The sequence below is a fragment of the Streptomyces sp. NBC_01217 genome, from assembly GCF_035994185.1.
Lineage (GTDB): Bacteria > Actinomycetota > Actinomycetes > Streptomycetales > Streptomycetaceae > Streptomyces.
Genome location: NZ_CP108538.1, coordinates 4,565,925 through 4,584,643, shown reverse-complemented (window position 1 = coordinate 4,584,643; position 18,719 = coordinate 4,565,925). Strand labels below are relative to the sequence as shown.

At 67.2% G+C, this 18,719-nt stretch carries 17 protein-coding genes; 8 read left to right on the top strand and 9 right to left on the bottom strand.

Going from position 1 to position 18,719, the window contains the following annotated elements; genetic code table 11:
• Positions 1 to 26 precede the first annotated feature (26 nt).
• The 6 genes from murJ (at position 27) to trxA (ending at position 7,286) form a co-directional block, all read left to right on the top strand.
• On the top strand, positions 27 to 2,186 hold the full coding sequence (gene murJ, locus OG507_RS20210; protein WP_327368600.1) for a murein biosynthesis integral membrane protein MurJ: 2,160 nt from the start codon (positions 27 to 29) through the stop codon (positions 2,184 to 2,186).
• A 140-nt stretch (positions 2,187 to 2,326) separates the two neighbouring features.
• Positions 2,327 to 4,042 carry a serine/threonine protein kinase gene (locus OG507_RS20205; RefSeq protein ID WP_327368599.1) on the top strand — a complete coding sequence of 572 codons (1,716 nt, stop codon included), beginning with the start codon at positions 2,327 to 2,329 and terminating at the stop codon, positions 4,040 to 4,042.
• 107 nt (positions 4,043 to 4,149) lie between these two features.
• A complete protein-coding gene (gene sigM / locus OG507_RS20200) occupies positions 4,150 to 4,854 on the top strand; it encodes an RNA polymerase sigma factor SigM (RefSeq protein WP_327368598.1) in 705 nt (234 codons plus the stop codon).
• On the top strand, positions 4,851 to 5,813 hold the full coding sequence (locus OG507_RS20195) for a hypothetical protein (protein ID WP_327368597.1): 963 nt from the start codon (positions 4,851 to 4,853) through the stop codon (positions 5,811 to 5,813). The genes sigM and OG507_RS20195 overlap by 4 nt, the downstream gene beginning before the upstream one ends.
• 133 nt (positions 5,814 to 5,946) lie before the next feature.
• Positions 5,947 to 6,909 (top strand): thioredoxin-disulfide reductase, encoded by a 963-nt coding sequence (gene trxB / locus OG507_RS20190; RefSeq protein WP_327368596.1) that lies wholly within the window; start codon positions 5,947 to 5,949, stop codon positions 6,907 to 6,909.
• 44 nt (positions 6,910 to 6,953) lie between these two features.
• Positions 6,954 to 7,286 (top strand): thioredoxin, encoded by a 333-nt coding sequence (trxA, locus tag OG507_RS20185; RefSeq protein ID WP_327368595.1) that lies wholly within the window; start codon positions 6,954 to 6,956, stop codon positions 7,284 to 7,286.
• A gap of 80 nt (positions 7,287 to 7,366) precedes the next feature.
• Here trxA and OG507_RS20180 read toward each other — a convergent pair whose 3' ends face one another.
• The 9 genes from OG507_RS20180 to rpmH form a co-directional block, all read right to left on the bottom strand.
• Positions 7,367 to 7,984, bottom strand: a complete 618-nt coding sequence (locus OG507_RS20180) for a GNAT family N-acetyltransferase (RefSeq protein ID WP_327368594.1) — start codon at positions 7,982 to 7,984, stop codon at positions 7,367 to 7,369.
• A 301-nt stretch (positions 7,985 to 8,285) separates the two neighbouring features.
• Positions 8,286 to 9,386, bottom strand: a complete 1,101-nt coding sequence (locus OG507_RS20175; RefSeq protein WP_327368593.1) for a ParB/RepB/Spo0J family partition protein — start codon at positions 9,384 to 9,386, stop codon at positions 8,286 to 8,288.
• Complete coding sequence (locus OG507_RS20170; RefSeq protein WP_327372036.1) at positions 9,383 to 10,459, bottom strand: ParA family protein; 1,077 nt, start codon at positions 10,457 to 10,459, stop codon at positions 9,383 to 9,385. The genes OG507_RS20175 and OG507_RS20170 overlap by 4 nt, the downstream gene beginning before the upstream one ends.
• 291 nt (positions 10,460 to 10,750) lie before the next feature.
• Positions 10,751 to 11,467, bottom strand: coding sequence for a 16S rRNA (guanine(527)-N(7))-methyltransferase RsmG (gene rsmG / locus OG507_RS20165; RefSeq protein WP_327368592.1), 717 nt, complete (start codon positions 11,465 to 11,467; stop codon positions 10,751 to 10,753).
• A 109-nt stretch (positions 11,468 to 11,576) separates the two neighbouring features.
• A complete protein-coding gene (locus OG507_RS20160; protein WP_327368591.1) occupies positions 11,577 to 12,086 on the bottom strand; it encodes a Jag family protein in 510 nt (169 codons plus the stop codon).
• A gap of 14 nt (positions 12,087 to 12,100) precedes the next feature.
• Positions 12,101 to 13,369 carry a membrane protein insertase YidC gene (yidC, locus tag OG507_RS20155; RefSeq protein ID WP_327368590.1) on the bottom strand — a complete coding sequence of 423 codons (1,269 nt, stop codon included), beginning with the start codon at positions 13,367 to 13,369 and terminating at the stop codon, positions 12,101 to 12,103.
• A gap of 3 nt (positions 13,370 to 13,372) precedes the next feature.
• Positions 13,373 to 13,732 (bottom strand): membrane protein insertion efficiency factor YidD, encoded by a 360-nt coding sequence (gene yidD / locus OG507_RS20150; RefSeq protein WP_327368589.1) that lies wholly within the window; start codon positions 13,730 to 13,732, stop codon positions 13,373 to 13,375.
• Positions 13,729 to 14,100, bottom strand: coding sequence for a ribonuclease P protein component (rnpA, locus tag OG507_RS20145; RefSeq protein ID WP_327368588.1), 372 nt, complete (start codon positions 14,098 to 14,100; stop codon positions 13,729 to 13,731). Before rnpA ends, yidD begins: the two co-directional genes overlap by 4 nt.
• Before the next feature lie 18 nt (positions 14,101 to 14,118).
• On the bottom strand, positions 14,119 to 14,256 hold the full coding sequence (gene rpmH / locus OG507_RS20140) for a 50S ribosomal protein L34 (RefSeq protein ID WP_030930485.1): 138 nt from the start codon (positions 14,254 to 14,256) through the stop codon (positions 14,119 to 14,121).
• 381 nt (positions 14,257 to 14,637) lie between these two features.
• Between rpmH and dnaA the strand changes: the two genes are divergently transcribed.
• Together dnaA and dnaN are read left to right on the top strand one after the other, a co-directional pair.
• On the top strand, positions 14,638 to 16,443 hold the full coding sequence (gene dnaA / locus OG507_RS20135) for a chromosomal replication initiator protein DnaA (protein WP_327368587.1): 1,806 nt from the start codon (positions 14,638 to 14,640) through the stop codon (positions 16,441 to 16,443).
• Positions 16,444 to 17,449: 1,006 nt separating this feature from the next.
• The gene (dnaN, locus tag OG507_RS20130; protein WP_114245512.1) at positions 17,450 to 18,580 is read left to right on the top strand and encodes a DNA polymerase III subunit beta; all 1,131 of its coding nucleotides are present in this window, start codon (positions 17,450 to 17,452) and stop codon (positions 18,578 to 18,580) included.
• Positions 18,581 to 18,719 lie beyond the last annotated feature (139 nt).

Sequence of the window (18,719 nt, the reverse complement as noted above, 5' to 3'; positions counted from 1 at the left end):
GCCGGGGACGATGAGGTGGGGTTTCGATGAACGCGCCGTACGACGGTGACCGCGGTCAGGGTGCGGGCGGAGCCGGGTCTTCCGGCGGGCCTCCGCTGCCGCCCGAGCCGGGCCAGGTCCCGCCGACGCCCGATCCGTACCTGCAGGCCGCATACGACCACGATCCCTACCGGGCCCAGGATCTGTCCGTCCAGGACCCGGTGAACGAGGCGCTCTACGACCGCGCCGCGCACCCGCCGCCGCCCCCCGGCACCTACCAGCAGCCCCAGGCGCTCTACCAGCAGCCGCCCGCGGCGCAGTACGCACCCGATCCGCGCATCTGGGCGCAGCCCCCGCCGCCCGAGCCCGACGGCCCGTTGCGGGGCCTACCGTACGGCGACGACCCGGCGACCACCCAGTTCGTCGGAGTGGACGATCTCGTCAGCCAGGCGTCCCAGGAGCACGAGCAGCCTGACGCCTTCGCGCACCTGTTCCGGGACCAGGAGGGCCCGACGGGTTCCTCTCCCGTTCCCGCCGAGCCCCAGCCGGCCCCGGCGCCCGCTCCGCCGAAGGCCGCCGGCCGGGCCTCAGGGCTGCTGAAGTCCAGTGCGGTGATGGCGGCCGGCACGCTCGTGTCCCGGCTCACCGGATTCGTCCGCAGTCTCGTGATCACCGCCGCGCTCGGTGCGGCACTGCTCGGCGACAGCTTCACCATCGCCTACACCCTGCCGACAATGATCTACATCCTCACCGTGGGCGGCGGGCTGAACTCGGTCTTCGTCCCCCAACTCGTGCGGTCCATGAAGGACGACGAGGACGGCGGCGAGGCCTACGCGAACCGGCTGCTGACCCTCGTGATGGTCGCACTCGGCGTGATCGTCGCGATCGCGGTCTTCGCCGCTCCGTGGCTGATCCACATGATGTCGCCGACAATCGCCAGGGACACGGCCGCCAACAGCGTCGCCGTGACCTTCGCCCGGTACTGCCTGCCGACCATCTTCTTCATGGGCGTCCATGTCGTGATGGGCCAGATCCTCAACGCCCGCGGCAGGTTCGGCGCGATGATGTGGACCCCGGTCCTCAACAACATCGTCATGATCTTCACGTTCGGCATGTTCATCTGGGTCTACGGCACCTCCGCCGAATCCCGGATGGGCGTCCAGACGATCCCGCCGGAGGGCATCCGGCTCCTCGGCATCGGCACGCTGCTCGGTCTGGTCGTCCAGGCCCTGGCCATGGTCCCGTATCTGCGTGAGGCCGGCTTCCGGTTCCGCCCGCGCTTCGACTGGAAGGGACACGGGCTCGGCAAGACGATCAAGCTGGCCAAGTGGACCGTCCTGTTCGTCCTGGCCAACCAGGCAGGCGTGATCGTCGTCACCCAGCTCGCGACCTCGGCGGGCAAGCTGTCCGGCAAGGACGGCACCGGCTTCCTCGCGTACTCCAACGCCCAGCTCATCTGGGGCATGCCGCAGGCCATCATCACCGTGTCGGTCATGGCGGCCCTGCTGCCCCGCATCTCCCGCGCCGCACACGACGGCGACCCGGGCGCCGTACGCGACGACATCTCCCAGGGGCTGCGGAACTCGGCCGTGGCGATCGTGCCGGTGGCCTTCACGTTCCTCGCCCTCGGCCTGCCGATGTGCACCCTCCTGTACGCCTCCGCAGGCACCGAAGCCGCCCGCTCCATGGGATTCATCCTCATGGCCTTCGGTCTCGGTCTCATCCCGTACTCCGTGCAGTACGTGGTGCTGCGAGGCTTCTACGCGTACGAGGACACCCGGACGCCCTTCTACAACACAGTCATCGTCGCCGCGGTCAACGCGGCAGCCTCGGCCCTCTGCTACGTGGTCCTGCCGGCCCAGTGGGCCGTGGTCGGTATGGCTGCCTCGTACGGACTCGCCTACGCCGTCGGCGTGGGCATCGCCTGGCGGCGGCTGCGCAACCGGCTGGGCGGCGATCTGGACGGCGCCCACGTCGTACGCACCTATGCCCGTCTGTGCCTGGCCGCCATCCCGGCAGCGGTGCTCGGCGGCGCCGTCGGCTTCGCTGTCCTCCTGGGCCTCGGCGAAGGCGCCTTCGGCTCCCTCGTCGCGCTGATCTGCGGTGGGGCCGTTCTGCTGGGCATCTTCTTCGTCGCCGCCAAGCGGATGCGGATCGAAGAGATCAACGGCATGGTCGGCATGGTCCGAGGGCGGCTCGGGCGCTGAGATTCACCGGCCGCACAACCATCACCGCCCTCTGCGTGTCGTGCATAGCGCCGGAGTGTGGGCACAATTGGCGTGACTGTTTGGCGTGACTGTGCAGAGCTGGCTGGCATCGCGCAACGGATGGGGAGGCAGGAACGACGGTGGCGGAACGTAGCACGGCTGCCGTCGACGTGGCCGACAACAGCGGTGATGAACCGCTGGCCGCCAAGGCGGACGAGGCCACGACCGACGGGACGGCAGAAGCTCAGGAAACAACGGGCACAAAGCCGCAGGACACGGACGGCGAGCGCATCAGCTCCGAGGCCACCCTGCCGACCCCTGATCTGCACAGCGGACACAAACTGGCCAGACGCTACCGGCTCGAAGAGTGCGTCACCCGTCTGGACGGATTCAGCAGCTGGCGCGCCGTGGACGAGAAACTGCGCCGCGCGGTGGGCGTCCATCTGCTCCCCGCCGACCACCCGCGGGCTCGCTCCGTGCTGGCCGCGGCCCGGTCCGCGGCGCTGCTCGGCGACCCGCGCTTCGTCCAGGTACTCGACGCGGTGGAGGAGGGCGACCTCGTCTACGTCGTCCACGAATGGCTCCCCGACGCCACCGAACTCACCTCCCTGCTGGCCTCAGGACCGATGGACGCGCACGACGCGTACCAGCTCGTCAGCCAGGTCTCCCAGGCCATGGCAGCAGCACACCGGGAAGGTCTCGCACATCTGCGGCTGACCCCGGGAGCGGTGCTGCGAAGCTCGACCGGGCAGTACCGGATCCGCGGCCTCGCGGTGAACGCCGCCCTGCGCGGTATCGCCTCCGACGGTCCGCAGCGCGCGGACACCGAGGCGATCGGAGCCCTGCTCTACGCCGCGCTGACCCAGCGCTGGCCGTACGAGACCGACGCCTACGGCCTGTCCGGGCTGCCCAAGGGAGTGGGGCTGATCGCCCCGGACCAGGTGCGGGCCGGTGTCCACCGCGGCCTCTCCGAGCTTGCCATGCGCGCACTGGTCAATGACGGCGCCACCGCCTCCCGGCAGGAGCAGCCGTGCACCACCCCGGACGAGCTGGCCAAGGCCGTTGCCGCGATGCCTCGCATCCGCCCTCCGGAGCCCACCTTCACGGCGCCCCCGGAATACCAGCGCACGACCTACCAGCAAGGCACCTACGGGCGCCCGCCGGCAGGCCCCGGCGTCGCCACGCAGCCCGTGATCGCGGTGCCTCCGGCCCCGCTCCAGAGCCGCACAGGCAAGGTGCTCAAGTGGGCGGTGTCCGCACTGCTCATCGCCGCGCTGGGCCTCGGCAGCTGGCAGCTGGCCGAGACGCTCCTCGACCGCAGCAACGGCTCCGGGACAGACGACAGCACACAGACCACCCCGAAGAACAACGACAACAAGCCTCCGGCCCCGCTCAAGCCGCTGCGGCTCAGCGATGCGACGGAGTTCATGCCCAGCGGGTCGGGAATCAAGCAACAGGACGCACCGAACGCCATCGACGGCAAGTCCGACACTGCCTGGATCACCCCCAGGTACGAGGGCTACCCGAATTTCGGCAACCTCGCGCCCCGCAGAGATGGCAGCGGCATAGTCGTTGACCTCGGCAGCGTCCAGGACGTCACCGGTCTCAAGATCGTGATGTACCGCAGCGGACAGAAGGCCGAGGTACTCGCAGCTGATGAGAACGGCTCCGCCCTGTCCTCGCTCTCGGACTTCCCCAAGCGGCTCACGAAGCTCGCTACGAGAGGAAGCAACCTCGACGAGGAGTTCACCGAGCCCGTACGGACCCGCTACATCCTGATCCATGTCACCGAACTGCCGTCGGACGGAACCGGCGGCTACCGCGGCGGAATCTCGGAGATCTCGGTACTCGGCTGACGGAACAGGCCGGTGGGAGTCCCTTCCCACCGGCCTTTCATGTATCCGGCCCGGCCTGCTCGTGATAGACAGACGCACCTTGACGCAGTGAGAGGGAGGGGAGGGGCGTGGCCGCCGAGCCGTCGGAACCACTCAGCGACTCAGACCTCCTCGCTCGCCATGTGGCCGGTGAACCCGACGCCTTCGGTGAGCTCGTACGCCGCCATCGCGACCGGCTGTGGGCCGTAGCACTCCGGACCCTGGGCGACCGCGAGGAAGCCGCCGACGCCGTCCAGGACGCCCTGGTCTCCGCCTTCCGGGCCGCCCACACCTTCCGCGGCCAGTCCGCCGTCACCACCTGGCTGCACCGCATCACCGTCAACGCCTGCCTTGACCGGGTCCGCAAGGCCGCCACCCGCAAGACCTCGCCGGTCGATGACACCGAACGGTTCGAGCAGCTCCTTGAGCCGCACGAGTCCGCGGAGGCACCGGCGGAGCGCCAGGATCTGCACCGCGAGCTCCTGGCGGCACTCGCCACTCTCCCCGCAGAACAACGCGCCGCACTCGTGCTCGTGGACATGCAGGGCTACCCCGTGGCCGAAGCTGCACGCATCCTCGAAGTACCGACAGGCACCGTGAAAAGTCGCTGCGCACGAGGCCGGGCCCGGCTGGCTCCTCTGCTCACTCATCTACGCAGTGAAGGCGCAGAAGCCGGTGGACCCACCGCGGAAAGGAACCGGACGCCACGTCCGTCCGTCCCACCTGCATCGAGGCCGAAGGATGCGGGGACAAGCGATCCAGCTGCAGTGAAGGGCGGAGGTGGGCGCACATGACATCAACGACCGACACGACCCGGCACCCGGACGTCTCGGAGATCTCCGACCTCACGGAAGGACTGCTCCCGCCCTCACGCGCGACAGAGGTGCGCGGCCATGTGGATGACTGCGCGCTCTGCGGTGATGTCCACACCTCCCTCATCGAGATCCGCGAGCTCCTCGGCACTGTGCCCGCGCCACAGCGCATGCCCGACGATGTCGCAAGGCGCATCGACGCGGCGCTCGCCGACGAAGCTCTCAGCGCCTCGGCACCCGAGCGCGCGGCGCATGTTTCACGTGAAACAGCGCATGTTTCACGTGAAACAGAACTCTCCACGGCACAGCAGCCGGACACGGAGCCCAGCCACCCGGACCGCCCTGCAGGGCATCCCAGGGCAACCACCGGTCCCGGCCGCCGCCCGGTCCGACGTCGACGCCGCGCAGCCGTACTCGGTGCTGCTCTCGGTGCGGCCGTGGTCGGTATGAGCGTCTTCGTGCTGCAGAACGTCTCGCCGTCCCAGGGGGACTCCTCCTTCAAGACAGCCGACCGCGGCTCCAGCTCGGCGGCAAAAGGCGCAGCACCCCTCTCGGAGTCCACGCTCGAAGACCGGGTGCACACGCTCCTTCTGAGTGCCGGCACGCAGCCGGACGGAGTCGATACAGGGAAGCAGGCGCCGTCTGTCGAGGCACAGTCGACGCCCAAGAGCGACGCTCCCGCCTCCGAGTCGACTCGAACGCCACTGCGCGCATCCACCGTGTCCATCCCGCCCTGCGTAGAACAGGGCATCGGGCGGAAGACCGCGGCCATCGCCGCGGAGGAGGGCACCTACGAAGGCTCGGACGCCTTCCTTGTCGTCCTGCCCCATCCTTCCGACGCAACCCGCGTCCAGGCCTATGTCGTCGACGCGGCCTGCGTCTGGGAAGAGCCCTCCGCCAAGGGAAAGCTCCTGCTGACGCACGCCTACACCCGCCGCTGAAAATCGCACCGGGCGCCGCCCCGGCACGTCGGGAATGCATCCCCCGTAGGATCCGTTGGGTGGGGTGAGAGTCGTTGAACCGACCCCAGTAGGCGTGGACAGTAGGCAGTCTGCAGAGACGAGGAAGAAACCCGTGAGCGACGTCCGTAATGTGATCATCATCGGCTCCGGCCCCGCGGGCTACACGGCCGCTCTTTACACCGCACGCGCCTCCCTGAAGCCGCTGGTGTTCGAAGGCGCCGTCACTGCGGGCGGTGCGCTGATGAACACCACCGACGTGGAGAACTTCCCGGGATTCCAGGACGGGATCATGGGCCCGGAGCTCATGGACAACATGCGCGCCCAGGCCGAACGCTTCGGCGCCGAGCTCGTCCCCGACGATGTCGTCTCCGTGGACCTCACCGGAGACATCAAGACGGTCACCGACACAGCGGGCACGGTGCACCGCGCCAAGGCCGTCATCGTGACCACCGGCTCCCAGCACCGCAAGCTCGGCCTGCCCAACGAGGACGCCCTCTCCGGGCGCGGCGTCTCCTGGTGTGCAACGTGTGACGGCTTCTTCTTCAAGGACCAGGACATCGCCGTGATCGGCGGTGGCGACACCGCGATGGAGGAGGCGACCTTCCTCTCCCGCTTCGCGAAGTCGGTCACCATCGTCCACCGCCGCGACTCACTGCGTGCCTCCAAGACCATGCAGGACCGTGCCTTCGCCGACCCGAAGATCAAGTTCGCCTGGGACAGCGAGGTTGCCGGAGTGCACGGCGAGCAGAAGCTGTCCGGCCTGACCCTTCGGAACACCAAGACCGGCGAGACGTCCGAACTCGCGGTGACCGGCCTGTTCATCGCGGTGGGCCACGATCCGCGCACCGAGCTCTTCAAGGGCCAGCTCGACCTCGATGAAGAGGGCTACCTCAAGGTCGAAGCTCCTTCGACGCGCACCAATCTGACCGGTGTCTTCGGCGCCGGTGACGTCGTCGACCACACCTACCGGCAGGCCATCACCGCTGCCGGCACGGGCTGCTCGGCCGCTCTCGACGCCGAACGCTTCCTCGCCGCTCTCGCCGACGAGGAGAAGGCCACTGCGGCCACCATCTGATCCACGCCCCTCACCCCACACCCCAAGAACTTAAGGAGGTCGCCGTGGCCGGCGCCCTGAAGAACGTTACCGACGACACCTTCGACGAGGTCGTCCTGAAGAGTGACAAGCCCGTACTGGTGGACTTCTGGGCCGAGTGGTGCGGCCCGTGCCGCCAGATCGCGCCGTCCCTCGAAGCCATTGCTGCTGAGCACGGCGACCAGATCGAGATCGTCAAGCTCAACATCGACCAGAACCCGGCCACGGCCGCCAAGTACGGCGTCATGTCCATCCCGACCCTGAACGTCTACCAGGGCGGCGAAGTCGCCAAGACCATCGTCGGCGCCAAGCCGAAGGCCGCGATCATCCGCGACCTCGAAGGCTTCATCGGCGAGTAGGATTGCGGTCCGCTGTTTCACGTGAAACGGGTCCATCCCCGAGGGGATGGACCCGTTTCACGTTGTCATGAGCTCCCGGATCATAGTGGCCGCAACGCCGGCTCCTTCTGCACCGCACCCAGCAAGCGATCCAGCGCCAGTTCGACGTCCTCCTTCCAGGAGAGCGTCGTGCGCAGTTCCAGTCTCAGCCGCGGATGAACGGGATGCGGCCGCACGGTCTTGAAGCCGACCGCCAGCAGATGATCCGCGGGAAGCACGCAGGCCGGCTCTTTCCACCGCGCATCGCCGAAGGCCTCGATCGCCTTGAATCCCCGACGCAGCAGATCCTTGGCAACGGTCTGCACCATGACCCGGCCCAGCCCCTGTCCCTGGTATCCCGGCACGATCCAGGCAGTCATCAACTGCACGGCGTCGGGGGAGAGGGGACTCGTCGGAAAGGCCGTCGAACGCGGTACATAGGCCGGCGGTGCGTAGAGAACAAAGCCCACCGGCACATCATCGACATAGACAACGCGGCCGCACGACCCCCACTCCAGGAGGACGGCCGAGATCCATGCCTCTTTCTCCAGCTCGGGCGTTCCCGCCTTTACTGCAGCTTCCCCGCTGACCGGATCAAGCTCCCAGAAAACACACGACCGGCAACGTCTGGGGAGATCGGAAAGGTTGTCCAATGTGAGCGGTACGAGCCGACGCCCCATGAAGGCTGTTCCTCGCTTCCTTCGCCCGCCGCATCTCGTGCGGCAGTCAGTGCACTCCGTTCAAGGAGCAGGCTGCAGATGAACCCTCCGACAGCCCCCAGGCCCAGCCCTACTGTCACCAGTCGGCTGCGGCTCACTGATTGCATGGCCCTCCCTCCGCTGAGGTGGCTCAAGCCGGATGTGCCATACCAGAACGCATCGTATCCACCCAGAGATGAAGCCGACACCGAGAGAAAGCAAAGGGCGGGCTGTGTTCCGGTATCCACCCGAACGCAGCCCGCCCCCACCCATCCGGCAGAGGTCAGCCCTCTTCGCCCTCGGCAGGATCCTCGGACGGTGTCTGGTCCAGCACGCGCCCCTCGCCGGGCGCCAAGCTGCCGAGAATGCGGTCCAGATCCTCCATCGATGCGAACTCGACGACGATCTTCCCCTTCTTCTGCCCGAGGTCGACCTTCACCCTGGTCTCGAAGCGATCCGAGAGCCGGGAGGCAAGGTCGGACAAGGCGGGCGACACCCGGCCGCCAGCCCGCGGCCCCTTGGCCTTGGCAGAGCTCGTGGGCCTGGAGCCCATGAGGGTCACGATCTCTTCGACCGCACGCACCGACAGCCCCTCGGCCACGATGCGATGCGCCAGCCTGTCCTGCTCCTCCGAGTCATCCACGGACAGCAACGCCCGAGCATGACCGGCCGACAGCACCCCGGCCGCGACCCTCCGCTGCACGGGAGGCGACAGCCTCAGCAGACGCAGCGTGTTGGACACCTGCGGGCGGGAACGCCCGATCCTGTCGGCCAGCTGGTCATGCGTGCACTTGAAGTCCTTGAGCAGCTGGTCATACGCTGCCGCCTCCTCCAACGGGTTCAGCTGAGCCCGGTGAAGATTCTCCAGAAGCGCGTCCAGGAGAAGCTTCTCGTCGTCCGTGGCCCGGACAATGGCCGGGATCCGCTCAAGACCCGCCTCACGGCAGGCCCTCCAGCGCCGCTCACCCATGATGAGCTCATAGCGCTCCGGGCCGATCTTCCGCACCACGACGGGCTGAAGAAGACCCACCTCCTTGATGGAGGTCACCAGCTCGGCAAGCGCGTCCTCGTCGAACACCTCACGGGGCTGCCGAGGATTCGGGGTGATGGAGCCGAGAGGAACCTCGGCAAAGTACGCCCCGGCAGCCCCCACGGATTCTGCGGCTGCCCCGGAACCCGAAACCGGGCCGCTCGGCTCCGGCACAAGAGGAGCGGCAGCCAGAGAGGCCACCTTCGCCGCGGCCACCCCCCGCTCCGCCGTCAGGACAGGGCCCGCTCCGGGAGAAGCCGGTCCCACCCCCGTGGGCGGCACCTGCTTCTCCTGCGGAGCGGCGGGGATCAGGGCACCTAGCCCACGCCCCAACCCTCTTCGACGCTCACTCACTGGATCCCCTCCGAAATACTCTGCTGGCTGTTCCCACTGTCCGCATGGGCATGCTTGGCCTCGTACTGCACCCCGACGCCCCGCAGGGCGATCTCACGCGCCGCCTCAAGGTACGACAGCGACCCGCTCGAACCCGGGTCGTAGGTCAGCACGGTCTGCCCGTAGCTCGGTGCCTCCGAGATGCGCACCGACCGCGGGATGCTCGTCCGCAGCACCTCCTTGCCGAAGTGGCTGCGCACCTCCTCCGCGACCTGCGAGGCGAGCCTGGTCCTGCCGTCGTACATGGTCAGCAGAATCGTCGACACATGAAGATTGGGGTTGAGATGCCCCCGCACCAGGTCCACATTGCGCAGCAGCTGCCCCAGCCCCTCCAGCGCGTAGTACTCGCACTGGATGGGGATCAGCACCTCGGCGCCAGCCACCAGGGCATTGACCGTCAGCAGACCGAGCGACGGCGGGCAGTCGATGAGGATGTAGTCCAATGGCTGCTCATACGCCTGGATCGCGCGCTGCAATCGACTCTCCCGCGCCACCAGTGACACCAGCTCGATCTCCGCACCGGCGAGATCGATCGTGGCGGGGGCACAGAACAGACCTTCGACGTCCGGAACAGGCTGCACCACCTCGGAGAGCGGCCTGCTCTCCACCAGAACGTCGTAGATGGAGGGGACTTCGGCATGGTGATCGATCCCCAGAGCCGTAGAGGCGTTCCCCTGCGGGTCAAGGTCGACCACCAGAACACGTGCGCCATGGAGCGCCAGCGAGGCAGCAAGATTGACCGTCGTGGTCGTCTTGCCCACCCCGCCCTTCTGATTGGCCACCACCATGACGCGCGTCCGGTCAGGACGGGGCAGGCCCTCGCCGGCGCGGCCTAGGGCCTCGACCGCCAGCTGGGCCGCGCGACCGATGGGTGTGTCGTCCATCGGCGGCGGTGTTTCACGTGAAACACCCTCCCCCGCCGATTCGGTTCGGGGACCGGGGACCGGATCGGTCATCGGTCCCGCGATGTTGGCGTCGGACCGCAAGGATTCACTCTCCTCGACTTCAGGCTCGCAATGAACAGAGCCTGCCATGCTTTCGGGGTCGTGAACCAGCGAGGCCCGCTCTTCTGTGGATGAATCCACTTCTGTGGACAACTCCGTAGCCCTAACGGGTCTGCGGTGCCGCGGTGCGGCAGCCGCGCGACCACGGCTGATGATCCCTTGCAGCAGAGAGCGATGTTTCACGTGAAACACGATGCCCCTGCAGCCTAGCTACAGGGGCACGACACTCCGCGCGGGGCACGTATGACCCCTTGCCGGGAGCATCACGAACAGACAGAAAAACCATACGTAATGGTTGATTCCACAGCGTGAGCTGAGGCGTCAGCGACGACGCCTTGTACGGCTTGTCCTAGCAGCCTTCGCTCTCTTTGCGGCGAACCTCACACCGCCCGGACTCTCCCCGACCACCACACGCACCACCGTGGACATCGGATCAACCACGCCCTCTCCAACGTGCAGCACCTCGGTCTCCACCACACCGAGCTTGCTCAAGGCGGCACGCGCGCCGACGATCTCCTCCTCGGCCGTATCCCCCTTGAGCGCCAGCATCTCTCCGTAAGGACGCAGCAGCGGAACACCCCAGCCGGCGAGCCGGTCGAGCGGCGCCACGGCCCGAGCCGTCACGACGTGAACCGGCTGAAGCGTCCCCAGCACCTCCTCGGCCCGGCCACGCACGACCGTCACATGGTCCAGGCCGAGCAGCTCGACAACCTCCTGGAGGAAATTCGTCCGCCTGAGCAGAGGCTCCAGCAAGGTGATCTTCAGATCCGGACGCACCAGCGCCAACGGAATACCCGGAAGGCCGGCACCGGAGCCCACATCGCAGACCGTGACGCCCTCGGGCACGACCTCGGAGAGCACCGCACAGTTCAACAGATGCCGCTCCCACAGCCGCGGCACCTCACGCGGACCGATCAGCCCCCGCTTCACCCCGGCATCCGCCAGCAACTCCGCGTACCGGACAGCCTCCGGGAAGAACTCACCGAAAACCGCCCGCGCCTCATCGGGCGCCTGGGGTAGCTCTACCTCCGCCGTCACGGGAACCGTCCTTCCATACCGCACTACCGCACTGTGGGTGGCTGACTATCAGGCTGACAAAGATCGGCCCCGCCTGCGAACAGACGGGGCCGACAGAACAAGGGTCCGATCAGGCCGGAAGAACGACGACGAAGCGCTGCGGCTCCTCGCCCTCGGACTCACTGCGCAGACCAGCGGCCGCTACCGCATCGTGCACGACCTTGCGCTCGAACGGCGTCATCGGGTCCAGCTTCACCGGCTCACCGGTGTTCTTGACCTCATCCGCGGCCTTGGCGCCCAGCTCGGCGAGCTCCGCCCGCTTCTTGGCCCGGAAGCCCGCGATGTCCAGCATCAGCCGACTGCGGTCACCGGTCTCCCGGTGGACAGCAAGCCGCGTCAGCTCCTGGAGCGCCTCCAGCACCTCACCGTCGCGGCCCACGAGCTTCTGCAGATCACGTGCCGACTCGCTGATGATCGAGACCGCGGCCCGGTCCGCCTCGACATCCATGTCGATGTCGCCGTCGAGGTCGGCGATGTCGAGCAGGCCCTCAAGGTAATCCGCTGCGATCTCGCCCTCCTGCTCAAGGCGGGTCAAGGTGTCGCTGCCCTCAGCGGCCGTGGAGGTGGTGCCTTCCGTCACGGATGGACTCCTTCTTACTTCTTGGACGGGTGCTTGGGCCGCTGCGGGCCCTTGCGCTGTCCGGACTTGGCTTGGCGTGAGGAGCCGGACGCGGGCTTGCCCGCCGGCTTGGGCTTGTCGTCCTGCGCTGCGGTCGGCTTCTGCAGGGAGGTCTTGGCATCCGACTCGGTGGAATCGGCGTCCTTCGCCCCCGCCTGCTGGGCCGTACCGGTCTGACGCTGGGCCTTGGTCTGGCGCTTGGGCTGCTGACGCCGCTGCGCGGCTCCGCCCTCGGACTCGGCAAGGGCAGCCGTATCGCTCTTGCTCACCGTGCCGTCCTCCTGGGCCGTGAGGCCCAGCTTGGCCAGTCCCGTGATGAACTTCCGCTCGATGTCATTGCGATCCGCGCCCTTGGACACGATCCGCTTGACCGTATTGCGCCTCGTCCTGCCGCGAACCTCGCCGTGAGCGGTGACGCTCTTCAGCAGACGTCCCAGGTACTGGTCCTGCGCCTTGCTGCCCGGGGTCGGGTTCTGGTTGATCACGTACATCTGCTGACCCATGGTCCAGACGTTGGTGGTCAGCCAGTAGACGAGGACACCGACGGGGAAGTTGATACCCATGACGGCGAAGATCACCGGGAAGATGTACATCAGCATCTTCTGCTGCTGCATGTACGGCGTCTTGACCGTCAGGTCGACGTTCTTCGTCATCAGCTGGCGCTGGGTGAAGAACTGCGACGCCGACATCATCACGATCATGATCGCGGTGACGACCCGGACATCGGTCAGAGAGGCACCGAGAGCGGCGACCTCCGAGGCGCTGTCGGTGAACTTCGCGGCCAGCGGAGCACCGAAGATGTGTGCCTGCCGCGCGCTGTCCAGCAGCGGCTGGTTGATGACACCGATCGTCTTGCCCGAGGCGATGGCCGAGAGCACGTGATACAGGGCGAAGAAGAACGGAGACTGCGCCAGGATGGGAAGACACGAGGAGAGCGGGTTGGTACCCGTCTCCTTGTACAGCTTCATCATCTCTTCGGACTGGCGCTGCTTGTCGCTCTTGTAGCGCTCCTGGATCGCCTTCATCTTCGGCTGGAGCACCTGCATGTTCCGGGTCGACTTGATCTGCTTCACGAAAAGCGGGATCAGGCAGATCCGGATCAGCACCACCAGGGACACGATGGACAGGCCCCAGGCCCAGCCCGTGTCATCGCCGAAGATCGCTCCGTACAACTTGTGGAACTGGACGATGACCCATGAAACAGGCCAGGTGATAAAGCTGAACAGACTGGCAATCGTGTCCACTAATCAGGCTCCTTGAGCATTGGGCGAAGTCTCTGCGGCCGGGCTCGCGGGGTCGAGAACCGACCCCCCGGGAGGCACATCAGCGGCGGAGTCCCCGCCCTTGCCACCGCGTATGGCATCACGCAGCAGTTCGTGCCAACGCGGACGTTTACGTGGTGGAACATGGTCCACGCCACCGGGTGACCACGGATTGCACCGAAGGATGCGCCAAGCCGTCAGCGCAGTTCCCTTGATCGCTCCGTGCCGGTCGATCGCCGTATATCCATAGTGGGAACACGACGGGTAGTAACGGCAGACAGGCCCGAGAAGCGGGCTGATCGTCCACTGATACAACTTGATGAGAGCCAGCAACGGGTACTTCATCGCGCGCCCCCTCCCAGCAGCCGCTGCAGAGCAGCATCCAGGTCTCGGGCCAGCTGTTCATGGTCGGCGTCGCCCGCACCGGGCAACGCTCGTACGACAACCAGGCTACCGGGGGGCAGCAGGGCCAGCCGTTCGCGGACCAGATGGCGAAGCCTGCGCTTCACCGCTGTGCGTACAACCGCGCCACCCACGGCTTTGCTGACAACGAAACCCGCACGCGGCGGGGGAGCAATCTCCCCAGTCACGTGCGGGTCCGTGGCACCGCTGCGTAGATGAACGACGAGTAGCGGGCGGCCGGCCCGGCGTCCTCGACGTACTGCGGTCGCGAAGTCCTCGCGCCGCCTCAGCCGATTCTCGGTAGGCAGCACGTCATGACCTGTAAGCGATCAGGCGGACAGGTTGGCGCGACCCTTGCCACGGCGGGACGCGAGAATCGCGCGGCCGGCACGGGTGCGCATACGCAGCCGGAAGCCGTGGGTCTTCGCGCGACGACGGTTGTTCGGCTGGAAGGTGCGCTTGCTCACTCGGGGGCTCCAGAAATGACTCGTGTGTTGGCGGGACATCGCCTGGCTGTCACCGTGCGCCCACGAGAGACTCGCGTAAACGCCCTAGTGCACCGCTTCACAATCACAGATCGTGATCTTTGCCCATCGGAGGCAGGCGGCAGCAGCCATCGACAACTCGACCTGGTCACGGTACGCGCGGCTACGCCATCCGGTCAAACCGGCTCCACGGCACCCCATGCTGTACACAGCCTGTGGACAACAACTTGAACCACGCGGGTCGCCCTGACTACCGTGGCTGAACTCCGGTTCTTTTTCTTCCTGCCTGCCGGTCCTCACCCATCCCGACCCATCCCGTCCCGAGAACCACACATTCGTGGGACCAGCGAGAGAGCGTGCCTTGTGGCTGATGTACCTGCCGATCTTGCCGCAGTGTGGCCACGAGTGCTGGAGCAACTCCTCGGGGAGGGCCAGCAGGGCATCGAGCCGAAGGACAAGCAGTGGATCGAGCGCTGCCAGCCGCTCGCACTGGTCGCCGACACGGCACTGCTCGCCGTCCCCAACGAATGGGGCAAGCGAGTCCTCGAAGGCCGGCTCGCGCCGCTCATCAGCGAGACGCTGAGCCGCGAATGCGGCCGCCCGATCCGCATCGCGATCACCGTCGACGACTCCGCGGGCGAACCTCCGAGCCCGCCCGGACCGCCGATGCACCAGTCCCAGCAGCCCCAGCAGCAGCACCGCTACCAAGGTCCGCAGCACGACGAGCGTCAGCACAACGACGCCTACGACGGATACGGACACCGGCCCTCCGACGACGGCATGCCGACCGCTCGGCCCGCCTACCCCGACTACCAGCAGCAGCGCCCCGAACCCGGTGCGTGGCCGCGCACCCAGGAGGATCTCTCCTGGCAGCAGCCCCGGCTCGGCGGATTCCAGGACCGCGACACGTCAGGGGAGCAGTGGCGCGAGCCGTACGCCGGCGGCCGCCCCCAGCAGTCGCAGCACGACTACCGTGCGCAGCCGCCCGAGCGCCAGGGTTACGAGCAGCAGCGCCCCGAACGCCACGGCATGCAGGACCCCCAGCACCACCAGGGCGGCGCCGGCACCGGGCGGCCCGGCGGTGCCACCGGGCCGATGGGCGCACAGCCCGCCCCCACGCCCGGCCCCGGCGAACCGGCGGCCCGGCTGAATCCGAAGTACCTCTTCGACACCTTCGTCATCGGTGCGTCCAACCGGTTCGCGCACGCCGCAGCGGTCGCCGTGGCCGAAGCACCCGCCAAGGCGTACAACCCGCTCTTCATCTATGGGGAGTCCGGGCTCGGCAAGACCCACCTGCTGCATGCCATCGGGCACTACGCCCGCAGCCTCTACCCGGGAACCCGGGTGCGGTACGTGAGCTCCGAGGAGTTCACCAACGAGTTCATCAACTCGATCCGCGACGGCAAGGGCGACACCTTCCGCAAGCGCTACCGCGATGTGGACATCCTGCTGGTCGACGACATCCAGTTCCTGGCGAGCAAGGAGTCGACGCAGGAGGAGTTCTTCCACACCTTCAATACGCTCCACAACGCCAACAAGCAGATCGTGCTGTCCTCGGACCGGCCGCCCAAGCAGCTGGTGACCCTGGAGGACCGGTTGCGGAACCGTTTCGAGTGGGGTCTGACCACCGATGTGCAGCCGCCGGAGCTGGAGACGCGGATCGCGATCCTCCGTAAGAAGGCGGTGCAGGAGCAGCTCAACGCCCCGCCGGAGGTACTGGAGTTCATCGCCTCCCGCATCTCCCGGAACATCAGGGAGCTGGAGGGGGCGCTGATCCGGGTCACGGCCTTCGCAAGTCTCAACCGCCAGCCGGTGGACCTCGGGCTGACCGAGCACGTCCTGAAGGACCTGATCCCGGGTGGCGAGGACTCGGCGCCGGAGATCACGGCGACGGCCATCATGGCGGCGACCGCGGACTACTTCGGTCTGACGGTGGACGATCTCTGCGGAACGTCGCGCAGCCGTGTGCTGGTGACGGCCCGCCAGATCGCCATGTATCTCTGCCGGGAGCTGACCGATCTGTCACTGCCCAAGATCGGTGCGCAGTTCGGCGGCCGCGACCATACAACGGTGATGCACGCGGACCGGAAGATCCGTGCGCTGATGGCGGAGCGACGCTCCATCTACAACCAGGTCACCGAGCTCACCAACCGCATCAAGAACGGCTGACGGGCCGCCGGCACACGCGTCTTACGCGCCGAAAGGGCGCCTGGGAAACCCCCGCGGGGGTTTCCCAGGCGCCCTTCTCCGTTGCCCGAAGCGTGCCTCAGGGCCTGGCCCGGAGCCCACCCCGAGCCCCTCCAAAGCCCCTCCAAAGCCCCTCCGGAGCCGCCGAAGCAGCTTCGAAGTCCGCCGCGAACCCTCTTCCGACCCCGGCCCCCGAAGCTTCGGCTCAGTCGCGGTGTTCGAATACGCGGCGCCCACGCTCCGTTCTCCACAGATCTGGGGAGAATTTCCCCTCCACAGCCTGGGGATCCAAAAGTTGTCCATACTGCTTCCACAGGGGCGGTTGCCGATACTCCATCAGGCCAGGTCAAGGACCTGGGGATTTGTGGTCAACGATGATCCACAGGCTGTGGACAGATTTTTCGCCCACAAGGGACGGATGATGTTGTCCACCGGCAGCCCACAGACCGAGCCATGTTGTCCCCAGCCTTGGCCAGCTTCTCCACACCTCTGTCCACTGTTCGGCAACGCAACACCGCCTTTCACCGCGCCGAGTGAAAGGCGTCACACCAAGAGGGTCGGTTGGGCTGTGGGGAACGTGGGTAAAGCTGGGGACAGCCCTGGGGAGAAGTCCCCCTGTCCTGTGCATCGGGTGTGCAGAACTTTCGTGTGTCCACAGAAGCACCGGGTTGTCCACCGGTGCCACCCACAGGGTCGGTGGACAAAAAACGGGGCCTGACCTGCGAAAACGACGTTATCCACGGTTTCCACAGGCCCTACTACTACTGCCACCTAGAGTTAGCCCGGAATCCGATTCGAAGTGGGGCCTGTGCACAACTCGGCGCCGGAGCTCCCCGAACCTCTTGTCGCGACTTGACCCCGAGCAGCACCGAGTGTCGGTGCCGTACGTCAGACTGGTCCCCGGCGTCCTCCCCCTGTCATCGGCGGGAGACCCGATCAGACGACGAAGGCCAGCAGGGCGAGCGAGCAACAGCAGGAGGCGGTTCCGGTGAAGATCCGGGTGGAGCGCGATGTACTCGCGGAGGCTGTGGCCTGGGTGGCCCGTAGCCTCCCGGCCCGTCCGCCGGCGCCCGTTCTTGCGGGCCTTCTGCTGAAGGCTGAGGACGGCGCCCTCAGCTTCTCCAGCTTCGACTACGAGGTCTCGGCCCGGGTCTCGGTGGACGCCGAGGTCGAGGAGGACGGCACGGTGCTGGTCTCCGGCCGGCTGCTCGCCGACATCTGCCGCGCTCTTCCCAACCGCCCGGTGGAGATTTCCACAGACGGTGTACGGGCGACCGTGGTCTGCGGCTCCTCGCGATTCACACTCCACACCCTTCCTGTGGAGGAGTACCCGGCGCTGCCGGAGATGCCGACTGCCACGGGCACGGTCCCGGGCGAGGTCTTCGCCTCGGCCGCCGCCCAGGTCGCCATCGCCGCGGGCCGTGACGACACGCTGCCGGTGCTGACCGGTGTGCGGATCGAGATCGAGGGCGAGACCGTCACCCTGGCCTCCACCGACCGCTACCGCTTCGCGGTCCGCGAGTTCCTCTGGAAGCCGGAGAACCCGGATGCCTCGGCTGTCGCCCTGGTCCCCGCCAAGACGCTGCTGGACACCGCCAAGGCGCTGACCAGCGGTGACACGGTGACTCTGGCGCTGTCCGGCTCGGGTGCCGGTGAGGGCCTGATCGGTTTCGAGGGCGCGGGCCGCCGTACGACCACGCGACTGCTCGAAGGCGATCTGCCGAAGTACCGGACGCTGTTCCCCACCGAGTTCAACTCGGTCGCGGTCATCGAGACCGCTCCGTTCGTCGAGGCCGTCAAGCGTGTGGCTCTGGTCGCCGAGCGGAACACCCCGGTGCGGCTCAGCTTCGAGCAGGGTGTGCTGATCCTGGAGGCCGGTTCCAGCGACGATGCACAGGCTGTGGAGCGGGTCGACGCGGTGCTGGAGGGCGATGACATCTCGATCGCCTTCAACCCGACCTTCCTGCTGGACGGGCTGAGCGCGATCGACTCCCCGGTCGCCCAGCTCTCCTTCACGACGTCCACCAAGCCCGCGCTGCTCAGCGGCCGTCCCGCGGTGGATGCCGAGGCGGATGACGCATACAAGTATCTGATCATGCCGGTCCGCCTCTCCGGCTGATCGCTGGTCCGATGATCCGGCCTTCGGTTCTGTGACGGCAGTTTCCGGCGGGCGCGCTCAGTGCCGAGCGTGCCCGCCGGTCTGTCCCCGGCCGGGCGTAGTCTCGTCCTTGGGTACGAATCGGCACAACGCTTAAGGA

Excerpts from the sequence above, each read along its gene's own strand:
- OG507_RS20170 (WP_327372036.1), bottom strand. The coding sequence starts at position 10,459 with ATGGCAGGCTCTGTTCATTGCGAGCCTGAAGTCGAGGAGAGTGAATCC.
- yidD (WP_327368589.1), bottom strand. The coding sequence starts at position 13,732 with ATGAAGTACCCGTTGCTGGCTCTCATCAAGTTGTATCAGTGGACGATC.
- OG507_RS20195 (WP_327368597.1), top strand. The coding sequence starts at position 4,851 with ATGACATCAACGACCGACACGACCCGGCACCCGGACGTCTCGGAGATC.
- murJ (WP_327368600.1), top strand. The coding sequence starts at position 27 with ATGAACGCGCCGTACGACGGTGACCGCGGTCAGGGTGCGGGCGGAGCC.
- OG507_RS20180 (WP_327368594.1), bottom strand. The coding sequence starts at position 7,984 with ATGGGGCGTCGGCTCGTACCGCTCACATTGGACAACCTTTCCGATCTC.